Annotated in this window: 14 protein-coding genes; 3 read left to right on the top strand and 11 right to left on the bottom strand. The window is 69.0% G+C overall.

What is annotated here, in order from left to right; all coding sequences use genetic code 11:
• Nucleotides 1-54: 54 nt before the first annotated feature.
• The 8 genes from ACIQ7Q_RS12375 to clpS all read right to left on the bottom strand — a co-directional run bounded on the left by ACIQ7Q_RS12375 (nt 55) and on the right by clpS (nt 5,924).
• Complete coding sequence (locus tag ACIQ7Q_RS12375) at nt 55-807, bottom strand: MBL fold metallo-hydrolase (protein WP_403859372.1); 753 nt, start codon at nt 805-807, stop codon at nt 55-57.
• A 219-nt stretch (nt 808-1,026) separates the two neighbouring features.
• Nucleotides 1,027-1,977, bottom strand: coding sequence for a PLP-dependent cysteine synthase family protein (locus ACIQ7Q_RS12370; protein WP_403859370.1), 951 nt, complete (start codon nt 1,975-1,977; stop codon nt 1,027-1,029).
• 6 nt (nt 1,978-1,983) lie between these two features.
• Nucleotides 1,984-2,262 carry a MoaD/ThiS family protein gene (locus ACIQ7Q_RS12365; protein ID WP_356630548.1) on the bottom strand — a complete coding sequence of 93 codons (279 nt, stop codon included), beginning with the start codon at nt 2,260-2,262 and terminating at the stop codon, nt 1,984-1,986.
• Nucleotides 2,263-2,353: 91 nt separating this feature from the next.
• Entirely contained in the window at nt 2,354-2,470 is a 117-nt protein-coding gene (locus ACIQ7Q_RS12360; protein ID WP_356630550.1) for a putative leader peptide, read from the bottom strand.
• Nucleotides 2,471-2,693: 223 nt separating this feature from the next.
• Complete coding sequence (locus ACIQ7Q_RS12355) at nt 2,694-3,116, bottom strand: M67 family metallopeptidase (RefSeq protein WP_356630552.1); 423 nt, start codon at nt 3,114-3,116, stop codon at nt 2,694-2,696.
• Between the two features lie 103 nt (nt 3,117-3,219).
• Complete coding sequence (locus ACIQ7Q_RS12350; RefSeq protein WP_403859367.1) at nt 3,220-4,668, bottom strand: amino acid permease; 1,449 nt, start codon at nt 4,666-4,668, stop codon at nt 3,220-3,222.
• Between the two features lie 351 nt (nt 4,669-5,019).
• Nucleotides 5,020-5,613: a DUF2017 domain-containing protein gene (locus ACIQ7Q_RS12345; protein ID WP_403859365.1), complete on the bottom strand. Its 594-nt coding sequence runs from the start codon at nt 5,611-5,613 to the stop codon at nt 5,020-5,022.
• Nucleotides 5,613-5,924, bottom strand: a complete 312-nt coding sequence (gene clpS, locus ACIQ7Q_RS12340) for an ATP-dependent Clp protease adapter ClpS (RefSeq protein ID WP_403859363.1) — start codon at nt 5,922-5,924, stop codon at nt 5,613-5,615. The genes ACIQ7Q_RS12345 and clpS overlap by 1 nt, the downstream gene beginning before the upstream one ends.
• Before the next feature lie 106 nt (nt 5,925-6,030).
• Between clpS and ACIQ7Q_RS12335 the strand changes: the two genes are divergently transcribed.
• Nucleotides 6,031-7,359, top strand: a complete 1,329-nt coding sequence (locus tag ACIQ7Q_RS12335) for a nicotinate phosphoribosyltransferase (RefSeq protein ID WP_403859361.1) — start codon at nt 6,031-6,033, stop codon at nt 7,357-7,359.
• A gap of 195 nt (nt 7,360-7,554) precedes the next feature.
• Entirely contained in the window at nt 7,555-8,139 is a 585-nt protein-coding gene (locus ACIQ7Q_RS12330; RefSeq protein ID WP_403859359.1) for an isochorismatase family protein, read from the top strand.
• Nucleotides 8,140-8,713: 574 nt separating this feature from the next.
• Here ACIQ7Q_RS12330 and ACIQ7Q_RS12325 read toward each other — a convergent pair.
• Nucleotides 8,714-9,022: a hypothetical protein gene (locus tag ACIQ7Q_RS12325; RefSeq protein WP_403859357.1), complete on the bottom strand. Its 309-nt coding sequence runs from the start codon at nt 9,020-9,022 to the stop codon at nt 8,714-8,716.
• Nucleotides 9,023-9,144: 122 nt separating this feature from the next.
• A complete protein-coding gene (locus tag ACIQ7Q_RS12320) occupies nt 9,145-11,562 on the bottom strand; it encodes an immune inhibitor A domain-containing protein (RefSeq protein WP_403859355.1) in 2,418 nt (805 codons plus the stop codon).
• 378 nt (nt 11,563-11,940) lie between these two features.
• On the opposite strand from ACIQ7Q_RS12320, the gene ACIQ7Q_RS12315 reads away from it, so the two are divergent.
• Nucleotides 11,941-12,249 (top strand): hypothetical protein, encoded by a 309-nt coding sequence (locus ACIQ7Q_RS12315; protein WP_403859353.1) that lies wholly within the window; start codon nt 11,941-11,943, stop codon nt 12,247-12,249.
• Here the strand turns inward: ACIQ7Q_RS12315 and ACIQ7Q_RS12310 are convergent.
• Nucleotides 12,238-13,008 carry an RDD family protein gene (locus ACIQ7Q_RS12310; RefSeq protein WP_403859351.1) on the bottom strand — a complete coding sequence of 257 codons (771 nt, stop codon included), beginning with the start codon at nt 13,006-13,008 and terminating at the stop codon, nt 12,238-12,240. The two genes, ACIQ7Q_RS12315 and ACIQ7Q_RS12310, sit on opposite strands and share 12 nt — an antisense overlap.
• Nucleotides 13,009-13,053 lie beyond the last annotated feature (45 nt).

Raw genomic sequence — 13,053 nt, 5'->3', positions numbered from 1 at the left:
GCGGGGGCTTCGGCGTTCGGTACTCGGCGCGGGGCGCGTTTGTCCGCGGCATGGTCAGATCTCGTAGACCGCGCCCGGGTGGGCGACCTCCGTCGGGCCGCCGTACACGGCCTTGGCGTCCGCCAGGGTCCGCGTGGGGTCCGTCCACGGCGGGATGTGGGTGAGGACCAGCCGGCCCGCGTTCGCGCGCTCCGCGTACGCGCCCGCCTCGCGGCCGTTGAGGTGGAGGTCCGGGATGTCCTCCTTGCCGTGGGTGAAGGACGCCTCGCACAGGAACAGGTCCGCGCCGCGCGCGAGATCGTCGAGGCCGTCGCACACACCGGTGTCGCCGGAGTACGTCAGCGACTTGCCGCCGTGCTCCAGGCGGATGCCGTACGCCTCCACGGGGTGCGCCAGCTTCTCCGTGCGTACGGAGAACGGGCCGATCTCGAAGTGGCCCGACTTGAGCGTGTGGAAGTCGAACACCTCACTCATGGAGGAGGCGGAGGGGGTGTCGGCGTAGGCCGTCGTCAGCCGCTGTTCCGTGCCCTCGGGGCCGTGGACCGGGAGGGGGGCGCAGCGGCCGCCGTCGTGGCGGTAGTAGCGGGCGACGAAGTACCCGCACATGTCGATGCAGTGGTCCGCGTGGAGGTGGCTGAGGAAGATGGCGTCGAGGTCGTAGAGACCGCAGTGACGCTGCAGCTCGCCGAGGGCTCCATTGCCCATGTCGAGGAGCAGCCGGAAGCCGTCGGCCTCTACGAGGTAGCTCGAGCAGGCCGATTCCGCGGACGGGAACGACCCGGAGCAGCCGACGACGGTGAGCTTCATGGAGCTGGAACCTCCGTGGACGGGGAGGGCTGGCGGAAGGTCGTGCGGTCCGTCGAGCGTAAGGCGCGAAAGGGCTGGTCGCTCCTCAGCCGCCCCGTGTTGTGGGTAACGTCACCCCCCGTCCCGGGTCCGGGACGAGGGGTGACATCGCCTGGTTCGTATGAAGTTAAGACCGGTCGCGCCGTGAACGGATACCCCGCCCGCAGAATGCGGCGGAGGCTAGGCCCAGAGCTGACCCTGCAGTGTCTCGATGGCCGCTTCCGTGGTCTCTGCCGTGTAGACGCCCGTCGACAGGTACTTCCAGCCGCCGTCGGCCACCACGAAGACGATGTCCGCCGATTCCCCGGCCTTGACGGCCTTCTTCCCGACGCCGATCGCAGCGTGGAGAGCCGCGCCCGCGGAGACGCCGGCGAAGATGCCCTCCTGCTGGAGAAGTTCACGGGTGCGGGTGACGGCGTCGGCGGAGCCGACCGAGAAGCGGCTGGTGAGGACCGAGGCGTCGTACAGCTCGGGGACGAAGCCCTCGTCGAGGTTGCGCAGGCCGTAGACGAGGTCGTCGTAACGCGGCTCGGCGGCGACGATCTTGATGTCCGGCTTCTGCTCGCGCAGGTAGCGGCCGACGCCCATGAGCGTGCCGGTCGTGCCGAGTCCCGCCACGAAGTGGGTGATGGAGGGGAGGTCGGCGAGGATCTCGGGGCCGGTGGTGGCGTAGTGCGCGCCCGCGTTGTCGGGGTTGCCGTACTGGTAGAGCATCACCCAGGACGGGTTCTGCTCCGCGAGTTCCTTGGCCACGCGCACGGCCGTGTTGGAGCCGCCGGCCGCGGGGGACGAGATGATCTCGGCTCCCCACATCTTGAGCAGGTCCCTGCGCTCCTGCGACGTGTTCTCCGGCATGACGCAGACGATGCGGTAGCCCTTGAGCTTGGCCGCCATCGCCAGCGAGATGCCGGTGTTGCCGCTGGTGGGCTCGAGGATGGTGCAGCCCGGGGTGAGGCGGCCGTCCTTCTCCGCCTGCTCGACCATGTGGAGCGCGGGACGGTCCTTGATCGAGCCGGTGGGGTTGCGGTCCTCGAGCTTGGCCCAGACGCGGACGTCGGCGGAGGGGGACAGGCGCGGGAGCCGGACCAGGGGCGTGTTGCCGACGGCCGAGAGCGGGGAGTCGTATCGCATCAGCGATCAGACCATGCCGCCGGCGACGGCCGGCAGGATCGTGACGTTGTCGCCGTCGGCGAGCTTGGTGGAGATGCCGTCCAGGAAGCGGACGTCCTCGTCGTTCAGGTAGACGTTGACGAAGCGGCGCAGCTGGTCGCCGTCGACGATGCGCTCCTGGATGCCGTTGTGGCGGGACTCGAGGTCGGCGAAGAGCTCGGCGAGGGTGTCCCCGTTGCCTTCGACGGCCTTGGCGCCGTCGGTGTAGGGGCGGAGGATGGTCGGGATGCGGACCTCGATGGCCATGGCGTGGGCTCCTGTTGTGGAAGGTGGCGTAGGGGCGCGCGGCTGTGGCCCCCGCGCGAGGGGGTGGTGCTGGCTGAGGTGCGCTGGGCCGTCAGGCCGCGGCGCGGGCCGTACACATCGCGCTGGCGAGGCGGCACAGGTCGACGTGCAGCCGCGCCACGAGCAGCAGGGTGCTCGGCGTCTTGTCGCTCACGTCATGGGGAACCATGCGGTCATCGTATCGATTCCCGGTCCGGATCCCGGAGTGTGATCTCGCATGGTGGACCTCACCGGCTCACTATCCGGGCAGGAGGCGGATAGGCGGTGGCCGAAGCGCCGGTGGGAGGGTGCCCGGCGCCCCCGGCTTCGTGGACGTCGGCGGGCGACTGCGGCGTCGGGACGTCGGCCGAGTCCTGGAGACGACGGTCCGGACACCTTTCAGCGGCCTCGTCCTAGTACGCCTCGACGACCTGCACGTCCTCTTCGGTGATCTCGCCGTCCACGATGCGGAACGAGCGGAACTGGAAGGGGCCCGCGCCGTCGGTGTCCGCCGTCGAGACCAGGACGTAGTGGGCGCCGGGCTCGTTGGCGTAGCTGATGTCGGTGCGGGAGGGGTACGCCTCGGTCGCGGTGTGCGAGTGGTAGATGATCACCGGCTCTTCGTCGCGGTCGTCGAGCTCGCGGTAGAGCTTGAGCAGGTCACCGGAGTCGAACTCGTAGAACGTGGGCGAGCGGGCGGCGTTCAGCATGGGGATGAAGCGCTCCGGCCGGCCGGAGCCCTCCGGTCCGGCGACGACGCCGCATGCCTCGTCGGGGTGGTCCTCGCGGGCGTGGGCGACGATCTGGTCGAAGAGGGCCTGGGTGATGGTCAGCATGAGCGACAGGATAGGCAGACGGCCTCCGGATACGAGATCCGGAGGCCATCAGTTGAGACGGGTATCGGCCGCCGCTGAGACGGGTGTCGGCCGAAGCCGGCGATCAGTCGGACGTGGTGGCGTACTCGCGCTGCGCGCGGTCGGCGATCTGCGGGTTCTTCCGCTTCAGCACCTGCCAGCCGACGGCCAGGCCCAGGGCCCAGACGGCAGCCACGTACAGCGAGATCCGGCCGGCCTCGTCGAGTGCGACCATGGCGGTCACCCCGACCAGGAAGAGCAGGGCGACCCAGCTGAAGAGCGCACCGCCGGGGGCGGGGAAGGACGAGGCGCGCAGCCGTCCGGCGTCCACGGCCGAGCGGTAGCGGATGTGGCTGACGAGGATCATCATCCAGGTCCAGATGCCGGCGGCCGTGGCCACGGACACGACGTATCCGAACGCCTTCTCCGGGACGATGTAGTTGAGGACCACGCCGATGCCCATGAGGGCGACGGAGATGGCGATGCCGACGGCCGGGGTGCGGCGGGCGTTGAGCTTGCCGAGCGCCTTGGGGGCTTCGCCGTTGGCGGCGAGGTCGCGCAGCATCCTTCCGGTGGAGTACATGCCGGAGTTGCAGGACGACAGGGCCGCGGTGAGCACCACGAAGTTGACGATGCCCGCGGCGAGCGGGATGCCGATCTTCTCGAAGGCGTGGACGAAGGGGCTCACGCCTTCGGAGAACTCGGTCCACTTCACGACGGAAAGGATCACGACCAGGGCGCCCACGTAGAAGATGATGATGCGCCAGGGCAGCGTGTTGATCGCCTTGGGAAGGGTCTTCTCCGGGTTCTCGGACTCGCCCGCGGTGACGCCGACGAGCTCGACGGCGAGGTAGGCGAACATGACGCCCTGGAGGGTCATCAGGCTGGAGCCGATGCCGTTGGGGAAGATCCCGTCGTACGACCAGAGGTTGGTGACCGAGGCGGTGTCACCGGCGTCCGAGAAGCCGAGGGTGAGGACGCCGAGACCGATCACGATCATGCCGATGATCGCGGTGACCTTGATCATCGAGAACCAGAACTCGACCTCTCCGAAGATCTTCACCGAGATCAGGTTGACGCCGAAGAGCACCACCAGGAAGACCAGGGCGCTGACCCACTGCGGAATCTCGGGGAACCAGAAGTGGATGTAGATGGCGGCGGCCGTCAGCTCCGCCATGCCGGTGACGATCCACATCAGCCAATACGTCCAGCCGGTGACGTAACCGAAGAACGGGCCGAGGAACTCTCGGGCGTACTCGGCGAAGGAGCCGGAGACGGGCCGGTAGAGGAGCAGTTCGCCGAGCGCTCGCATGATGAAGAAGATGACGACACCCGCGAGGGCGTACATCAGGATGATGCTGGGTCCGGCCTTGGCGATGTTCGCCCCGGCACCCATGAACAGGCCCACGCCGATGGCTCCGCCGATGGCGATCATCTGGACCTGGCGGCTCCCGAGTCCACGCTCGTAGCCCTCTTGCGAAGTGTTGCCACCGGCCTCGTCGCCGGTGTGCTTGTCGACCTGCACCGAGGTCATGGTGATGCGCCTTTCTCCATGCCGATCCGCGCCCGCCGCGTCGCGTGGCTGCGGATCAGATCGTGATCCCCCCGGATGTGAATGGAGTGCCACCGGCGGTCTGCCGGCTGTAGCGCACTCGGGAAACAGGGATGGCGTCCCCGAGCGATCGTGAAGATCTATCACGGCCTCAGCAGTGATCCACTGCGGTGAAAGTGGCCCACGCCACAGGGAGAAGCGGACAAAAAACACGCGGAGTGATGAACGGGGATGCCCGATTAATGGGATCGTTATCCGGATTTGAGCATCCGCTGAGCGAACGAGAACGACAGGTGCCCCATACACCGATCTCAGTGCATCAGGGCTCGACTCTCAGGGCATCAGCGTCTCGACGAGCGTCTCCTGGAGCGCGCCCAGCCAGAGGTAGGCCATGACCATCGGCTTGCGCGGGTCGGAGTCGGGGAGGCGGTACAGATCCTCGTTCTGGTCCTCGTCGCTGACATCGAGACGAGTGCCGATGGTCAGTCGCAGGTCGTTGAGCGCACCGAGCCAGCGCATGCAGTCCTCGGCGCCCAGCTCCAGCACGGCGCCGCCGTCACCGTCCCGCGTGAGGGAATCGAGGGACCGTACGACCGCGAGGGCGTCCTCGCGCTTCTTCGTGCGCAGGTCGGTCTCGGTGAAGCGCCTGAAGTCGGAGGAGGCGGCGCGCAGTTCCTCGTCCGGCAGCCCCGCCTCCGGGTCGGTGTAGGCGTCCGGGAACAGGCGCGCGAGCGCCGGGTCCGAGGGCGGCTCGCTCGGACCCTCCGCGAACAGGGCGGCCAGTGGGTCCTCCCCCTGCGCCGGTTCGTCGCCGGGCCCGATGAGCTCCAGGAGCTGGACGGCCAGGGAGCGAAGGATCGAGATCTCGACCTCGTCCAGGCGGACGGCGGCCCCGCCGCCGGTCAGCGGCTCGAAGTGAGAGCTCATCAGCCGCGGTCCTGGGTCAGCGTGGCCCACAGTCCGTATCCGTGCATCGCCTGCACGTCACGCTCCATCTCCTCGCGGGTGCCGCTGGAGACGACGGCGCGTCCTTTGTGGTGGACGTCGAGCATCAGCTTGTGCGCCTTGTCCTTGGAGTAGCCGAAGTAGGCCTGGAAGACATAGGTGACATAGCTCATCAGGTTGACCGGATCGTTGTGCACCAGCGTCACCCAGGGCACATCCGGCTCCGGGACGGCGTGCGTCTCCTCGGCCGACTCCGGTCGTTCGATCTCTACGGGCACAGTCACTCCACCCATGCTGCCACCCGAGGGCCCCCGTCGCACAAACGGCCCCGCCGCCTTGCGACAACCTTCCTCCGCGACATCTCGTCAGAGTGACGAAATGTGCGCTAGCATCGCAGCCATGAACACAGCAGACCTTGGGCTGCCGGTGGACGTGCCGTCGACCGCGCTCTTCACCGACCAGTACGAGTTCACCATGCTGCAGGCTGCGCTGAAGGCGGGCACGGCCGAACGGACTTGCGTCTTCGAGGTCTTCACCCGCCGCCTGCCCGAGGGCCGCCGCTACGGCGTGGTCGCGGGAACCGGCCGCGTTCTGGACGCCGTGGAGAACTTCCGCTTCGACGCGGACATCCTCGGCTTCCTCAGGGAGCGGCGCATCGTCGACGAGGCCACGCTGAAGTGGCTGGCCCACTACCGCTTCAGCGGCGACATCTGGGGCTACCCCGAGGGCGAGATGTACTTCCCCGGTTCCCCGATCCTCCGCGTAGAGGGCTCCTTCGCCGAATGCGTGCTCCTCGAGACCGTGATCCTCTCGATCCTCAACCACGACTCGGCCATCGCCGCCGCGGCCTCGCGGATGTCGACGGCCGCAGGCGGACGAAGGCTGATCGAGATGGGCGCGCGCCGCACGCATGAGCTGGCGGCGGTCGCCGCCGCGCGCGCCGCGTACGTGGGCGGTTTCGACTCGACCTCCGACCTCGCCGCCGGCTTCCGGTACGCCATCCCCACCGTCGGCACCAGCGCGCACGCCTTCACCCTGCTGCACGACAGCGAGCGCGGCGCCTTCCAGGCGCAGGTCGCCTCGCTCGGGCGGGGCACCACGCTGCTCGTCGACACCTACGACGTCGCGGAGGCCGTCCGGACGGCCGTCGACATCGCCGGGCCCGATCTCGGAGCCGTCCGCATCGACTCCGGTGACCTGCTGCTCGTCGCGCATCGGGTGCGCCAGCAGCTGGACGAGCTGGGCGCGGTCGACACCAAGATCGTTGTCACCTCGGACCTCGACGAGTACGCAATCGCCTCGCTGGCCGCCGCCCCGGTCGACGCGTACGGCGTCGGCACACAACTGGTCACCGGCAGCGGGCACCCCACCTGCTCGATGGTCTACAAGCTCGTCGCCCGCGCCCAGTCCACGGACCCTGCGGCGCCGCTCCAGGCGGTGGCCAAGAAGTCCCTGGGCGGCAAGCTGTCGGTCGGCGGCCGTAAGTGGGCCGCGCGCCGCCTGGACGCCGAGGGAGTCGCGGAGGCCGAGGTCATCGGCGTCGGCGAGGTGCCCGCGGACCTCGCGGAGCGCCAACTGCTCGTGGAGCTGGTCAAGGGCGGCGAGGTCGTCGCGCGCGAGCCGCTGGACGCGGCACGCGACCGGCACATCGCGGCACGGGCCAAGCTGCCGTTGTCCGCGGTCCAGCTCTCGCGGGGCGAGCCCGTCATCCCGACCGAGTACGTATGAACAGCGAGCGAACGGGCAAGCGATCCGCACCCACCGCGGCGTACGTGCCACGCCCCCTCCCGCACGACGTGACGAATGGCTACGCTCGGTAGTTCACGCCCGGCGTGCGAGCGGCAGTGCGCACCGGGCGTGCGAGCCGCTCGTCCCCTCCCCGCATCCCCCGCCGGCCCTCCTCCCCACCGAAGGACATCCGCCATGCACCGCGCGTTGATCGTCGTGGACGTTCAGAACGACTTCTGCGAGGGCGGCAGCCTCGCGGTGGCGGGAGGCGCCGATGTCGCAGCCGCCATCACCGACCTGATCGGCCAGGCCCAGCCGGGCTACCGCTACGTGGTCGCCAGCCGCGACCACCACATCGAGCCGGGCGACCACTTCTCGGACCACCCCGACTTCGTCGACTCCTGGCCGCGCCACTGCGTCGCCGGCACGGAAGGCGTCGGCTTTCACCCCAACTTCGCCCCTGCCGTCACGTCGGGCGCGATCGCCGCGGTCTTCGACAAGGGCGCGTACGCGGCGGCGTACAGCGGCTTCGAGGGCACCGACGAGAACGGCTCGACGCTGGCGGAGTGGCTCCACGCACGGGAGGTCACCGAGGTCGACGTGGTTGGCATCGCCACCGACCACTGCGTACGCGCCACCGCGCTCGACGCGGCCCGGGAGGGCTTCACGACGAAGGTCCTGCTGGACCTGACGGCGGGGGTCTCGGAGGCGACGACGTCGCGGGCGCTGGAGCAGATGCGCGCAGCGGGCGTGGAACTGACCGGCAAGCCGGTGGTCTGACACCGCGGCGCGTGCCGCCTGTGCCGGGCGGGTCGCCGTCCCCCGCGTGGCGGGGCCGCCCCGGACCCGGCAGCGCGCTCCGCGCGGTGCCCCGCAGCCGTCGGACGGCCTGAGGCTGCCCGGCGGCCGACCTCGCCGAGGCGCGTGGGTCCAGGGCTCGTCGCCGCCCGCGCGACGGCACGCGGAGCCCGGGACCGACCCGGAACGGCAGGGCGCTGCGCGCCGGTAGCAGGCACGCGGCGGGGTTGCCCCGGGGCCGTTCGCGCTCCGTGCCGGTGGCGGGTACGTGGTCGGCTCGTCCTGGCTGCGGTACAGCGCTCCGCGCCGTGTCCCCCGATCGCCGACCGGCCGGTTGCCCAGCAGCTTCAGCCCGCCGAGGCACAGGGTCAGGGCTCGTCGCCGCCCGCGTGACGGACCTGCCGGGCTCGCTGCCGCCCTCGCAAGGTGCCGCCCGGTCCCGGTACCGCGCCGTGTCCTCGACCGCCGGACGGTCCGAGGCCACCCGGCGCGGCTTCAGCCTCGCCGAGGCGCGGGCCCTGGGGCTCGCCCCGGCTCGGGGGCGAGCCCACAAGTGCTATGCCGGGCGGCGGAGGAGGGCTCGGGCCGGGTGCCAGAGTTCTGCCGTCGGGTTCCGGTCCGGACGCCACAGCAGGCCGTCCGGATGGTGCAGCACCGCCGTGATCTCGTCCGGCGTCGGCGGCTCCGCGTTGCCCCGCAGATACACCGCTCTGAACCCCAGGTTGCGCAGTCGCGTCAGCGCTCTCGCGCGGTTCGGCGCGTGGACCAGGAAGCGGACCGTTCCTTCGCCGCCGACTGGGCTGAGCAGGCTGAGCGCGACGACCACGCTGCCGTTCGGCAGCTTGCAGAAACCTCCGCCGGGCATGCGGAACCACTCCCCCGTGAGCTCACTGTCAATAAGGACTTCGTCAGACGCACCTAAACACGAACGGCCGCCGCCCGCTAGAGGGCGACGGCCGATCATGCTTTGACCTGCGGCGTTACGGATTACTTGTTCGACGGACCAACCTTGATGGTGATCGTCTCGCCGCTGCGCGGCTCCTTGACGATCGCGATCTTGGTGTTGGTGTCAGTTACCTTGACGCTGCCCGTCGGGTTCTCGGCATACCAGTAGACGCCCTTGCGGTCGTCGAAGACCGGGTTGCCGCGCTGCGAGGCTATCCACTGCGGCTTGTCCGCGTTGTGCAGCCAGAAGCTGTCCGTGCGATACGTGCTGAACGACGAATCGAACGTCTGGATCTTGTTGCGCAGCAGCGTGCCGTCCGCCCACTTCATGGGCTTGGCGTGGGCATCGACCGGAAGGATCAGACCCTGGCCGTGGTGGGCGCTGGTGTTGTTGTCCTTCTGGGAGGTGTCCCACTGCCAGATCATCAGACCGTTCTGGTAGGGGTAGTGCTCGACCCAGCCGTCCTTGGGCGCCTTGAAGCCGAAGTTGTACGGGCCGACCTTGAGGGTCTTGTCGTACGACACGTACTGGCGGTTCTCGGCGATGTAGTACTGCTCGTATTCGAGCGTGAAGGACTCACCGATGCGGTTGAAGCCCTTCGCGGTCCAACCCTCTACCTCGCCCTCGGCGTTGTCCGAGAACACCGGCGCGCCGTCGGCCTTGATCGTGATCGCGTCGGCCGAGAAGCCCTTGCCCGCCACGCCGCCGTCCGTCTGGTAACGGAAGCGGACGTCGACCTTCTTGCCCGCGTAGGCGTCCAGCGAGTAGACGAGCTTCTTGTGAGCGCCCGACGGGCCGGTCAGTGCCGGCTTGTCGCTCGCGTCACGGGTGATGGCCTTGCCGTCGGCCGTGCCGTCCACCGGCGTCCAGTTGGCGCCGCCGTCCGTCGACACCTCGGTGTAGAGGTAGTCGTAGTCGGCCTCGATGTCCCACCAGCCGTCGAGCTCCAGGGAGGCCTTCGCCTTGCCGGTGAGGTCGACCGAACGGGACAGGGTGTTCTTGAGGTCGTCACCCATGTCGCTCCACCACTGCTTGGAGCCCTCGGAGGGCTTCACGACAGTCGTGGTGACGGGCTTCTTCGGCAGCTCGACGACGAGCGCCTGCGGCTTCTTGGTGTTGTACGCCGACACACCCAGGGTGTGGGTGGACTTCGTCGCCGCCTTCGCCGTCTCGTAGTTGAGCCAGCCCAGCTGCAGCTTGTCCCAGCCGGTCATGTCGCCCGGCAGGTCGCCGATGGAGTCCTTGCCGGTGCCGAGCCAGGAGCCGGCCGACATCAGGGTCCAGTAGCCGGTCGAGTTCTCGCCGGCGCCGGAGGTGTCGTAGTGGTCCGGCAGGCCGAGGTCGTGGCCGTACTCGTGGGCGAAGACCCCGAGGCCGCCGTTCTCGGGCTGCACGGTGTAGTCGCCGACCCAGATGCCGGTGTTGCCGATCTGGGTGCCGCCGGCCTTGTTGTTCTCCGGGCCGGACTTGCCGGCGTCGGTGCCGTAGGCGTACCAGCGGTGTGCCCACAGGGCGTTCGGGCCCTCGGTGCCGCCGCCGGCCGACTCGTCCTCACCCGCGTGGACGAACTGGAAGTGGTCGATGTAGCCGTCGGTCTCGTTGAAGTTGCCGTCGGCGTCGTGGTCGTACCGGTCCCACTTGTCGTACTCGGCGAGCGTCGCCTTGATCTCGACGTCGGTCCTGCCCTTGGCCTTCTGGTCCGCGGCCCAGGCGTTCACGCCGTCGCGGACGGCGTCCCAGGCGTTGGCGCAGTTGGACTGACCGCAGTAGTTCGAGCCGTAACGGGCCTCGTTGTAATCGACCTTGACCCAGTCGGAGACCGTGCCGTCGACCGAGTAGCGGCCGGAAGAGGCCTTCTCGTAGTACGTCTTCAGCGACTCCTTCGGCTGGCCTTTCTTGTCCTTGCCGGTGCCGAAGTAGAGGTCCTGGAAGTGCTGCTGGTTGTAGTCCGCCTGCCAGGCGGTCGAGTTGTCCTTCGACCGGTCGGGCTCGGCGATCTTGTTGTGCAGCGGACCGGGCGCGCCGCCGTACTTCTTGACCGGCGGCTTGGGGCCTGCGGCCCCGTCCGGGTCGAACATCGTGGTGTCGTCGACCTTGTCGCCGAACTCCACGAGGATGGTGAAGATCTTGTCGGTCTTCTCCCGGGCGAGCTCGACGTACTTCTTGTCGTCGAGCTTGATCACCTTGGAGCCACCGCGCGACTGCACGGTCGCGTCGCCGGAGATGACCTGTTCGAGGGCCGCCTGGCGCTGCTGCTCCTGCTGCTTGCTGAACGGACCCTCGAGGTCGTGCTCGACATGGCCCTTGTTGGGTGCCGGGTCGTGCCGCTCGATGCCCGCAGGGTCCGACGACTTCTGGCCGTCGGCCTGCGCACTGGTGAACGCAGACGCGGTCGCGGTGGTCGCGGCAAGGGCCACGAGCACCGCGGACGCTCTGAACGTCCGTCGCTTGCTGGTCACTTGATGGTGTCCTCCCCCGCGTTCCGTCGCCGCCGCGGACCGGTTGTGGGGTCATCCGCGCGCGCGGTATACGCGTCTCAAGTGACGACATTCGACCGGAGTTGAGGAAGAAAAGACAGTCCTTGACTTGGACATACCAACTGCACTATGCAGGAGCACGGCTCCGCTATGCGGACGACGCCGAATCAGGACGAGAGGCGCACAATTCAAGCCACTTGGCGGGTCGAATGACCCCGTGCGCCCCCCATGCATCGGCACCGTGGGTTAGGTCACGCTTACTGCCGGTTGGGCAGGGGCATCCACCGTCGTAGAGTCTGTGTCAGTGCGAACTGTCCCAGACACTCCAGACCTGCCACTGTCCCGAGGACGGATACCGTCATGCCGCGACCGACTGCCGCACAGCTCGCCTACGGTTCGGCCACCGTCGTCTTCTCGACGGTGGCCCTCCTGTTGCTGACCCGCACCACCAACGGCGTCGCGGTCGCCGCGATCGGAATCGCCTCTCTGGGACTGGGACTGCTGGTCGCACTGGCTCTGCCCATTCGCCGCGGCACCACGCAGGCGGGGACCGCCCAGGGGGCGACGGCCGCCTCCGCCGCCCCGGACGGCCTCACCCACCATGTGCGCGATTCGCGCGCCCACTCCGGCGCCGAGACCAGGGTCGGCGAGCACTCGCTACGCCGCTGACACCACCACCGTCTTGGCCGCCTTGTCGTGCAGGCCCTGCCGGTACGGCTTGTTGGTGAACACGGTGATGAGAATGACCAGCCACCAGACGCAGAAGCAGCACACCAGCGCCGGCACCCACAGCACGACGGCGCGCAACAGCGAGGAGCCGGTGTCGGGCGCCCTGCCGTCGTTGAGCATGGCGACGCGCAGCTTCATGATCTTCTTGCCGACGGTCTGGCCGCCCATCTTCGTCATGATCGTGTCGTAACCGACGTACACGACAAGGGAGATCAGCGACCACAGCCACTGTTCACCGGTGTTCACCCGGTCCGTGATCTCGTCCCAGTCGTCGCCGCCGGTGGCCACGCCGAGGCCGCCGAAGATCAGGGAGATGAGGAACAGCGGCACGAAAACAATGATCATGTCGATGAGCCGGGCCAGCACGCGCTTGCCGAAGTCGGCGAGCGGCGGCATGCCCGCGAGCGGGTCGGCCCCTCCGTACGGGCCGCCGAATGCCCCTCCGTCGTACGGCGGAGGCTGACCTCCGGCGCCACCGTAGGGACCACCGGCGCCGCCGGCGCCCCCCGCACCGTACGGACCGCCGGTGCCGCCCGAACCACCGGGCGGAGAGTCGTAAGGCGAACCGCCGCCGTGCGTCGGGCCCCCCGACGGGGGCGGGGTCGGCCCCCCGGGCTCCCGTGGGCCCTGCGGCTCCTGCGGTTCCTGTGCCTTCTTACGGAAGGGGTCGTCCTCGGGCGGCGGCTGGTCGTTACTCATGGGGGCAGTGCACCTCGCCCCCGACGCCCCCGCAACGGCTCGCGC

This window comes from Streptomyces sp. NPDC096176 (assembly GCF_044763255.1).
Taxonomy (GTDB): Bacteria; Actinomycetota; Actinomycetes; order Streptomycetales; family Streptomycetaceae; genus Streptomyces.
This window is presented reverse-complemented; position numbering and strand designations above follow the sequence as displayed.

Coding starts and splice junctions, on each gene's coding strand:
- ACIQ7Q_RS12375 (WP_403859372.1), bottom strand. CDS start 807: ATGAAGCTCACCGTCGTCGGCTGCTCCGGGTCGTTCCCGTCCGCGGAA.
- ACIQ7Q_RS12370 (WP_403859370.1), bottom strand. CDS start 1,977: ATGCGATACGACTCCCCGCTCTCGGCCGTCGGCAACACGCCCCTGGTC.
- ACIQ7Q_RS12365 (WP_356630548.1), bottom strand. CDS start 2,262: ATGGCCATCGAGGTCCGCATCCCGACCATCCTCCGCCCCTACACCGAC.
- ACIQ7Q_RS12360 (WP_356630550.1), bottom strand. CDS start 2,470: ATGGTTCCCCATGACGTGAGCGACAAGACGCCGAGCACCCTGCTGCTC.
- ACIQ7Q_RS12355 (WP_356630552.1), bottom strand. CDS start 3,116: ATGCTGACCATCACCCAGGCCCTCTTCGACCAGATCGTCGCCCACGCC.
- ACIQ7Q_RS12350 (WP_403859367.1), bottom strand. CDS start 4,668: ATGACCTCGGTGCAGGTCGACAAGCACACCGGCGACGAGGCCGGTGGC.
- ACIQ7Q_RS12345 (WP_403859365.1), bottom strand. CDS start 5,613: ATGAGCTCTCACTTCGAGCCGCTGACCGGCGGCGGGGCCGCCGTCCGC.
- clpS (WP_403859363.1), bottom strand. CDS start 5,924: ATGGGTGGAGTGACTGTGCCCGTAGAGATCGAACGACCGGAGTCGGCC.
- ACIQ7Q_RS12335 (WP_403859361.1), top strand. CDS start 6,031: ATGAACACAGCAGACCTTGGGCTGCCGGTGGACGTGCCGTCGACCGCG.
- ACIQ7Q_RS12330 (WP_403859359.1), top strand. CDS start 7,555: ATGCACCGCGCGTTGATCGTCGTGGACGTTCAGAACGACTTCTGCGAG.
- ACIQ7Q_RS12325 (WP_403859357.1), bottom strand. CDS start 9,022: ATGCCCGGCGGAGGTTTCTGCAAGCTGCCGAACGGCAGCGTGGTCGTC.
- ACIQ7Q_RS12315 (WP_403859353.1), top strand. CDS start 11,941: ATGCCGCGACCGACTGCCGCACAGCTCGCCTACGGTTCGGCCACCGTC.
- ACIQ7Q_RS12310 (WP_403859351.1), bottom strand. CDS start 13,008: ATGAGTAACGACCAGCCGCCGCCCGAGGACGACCCCTTCCGTAAGAAG.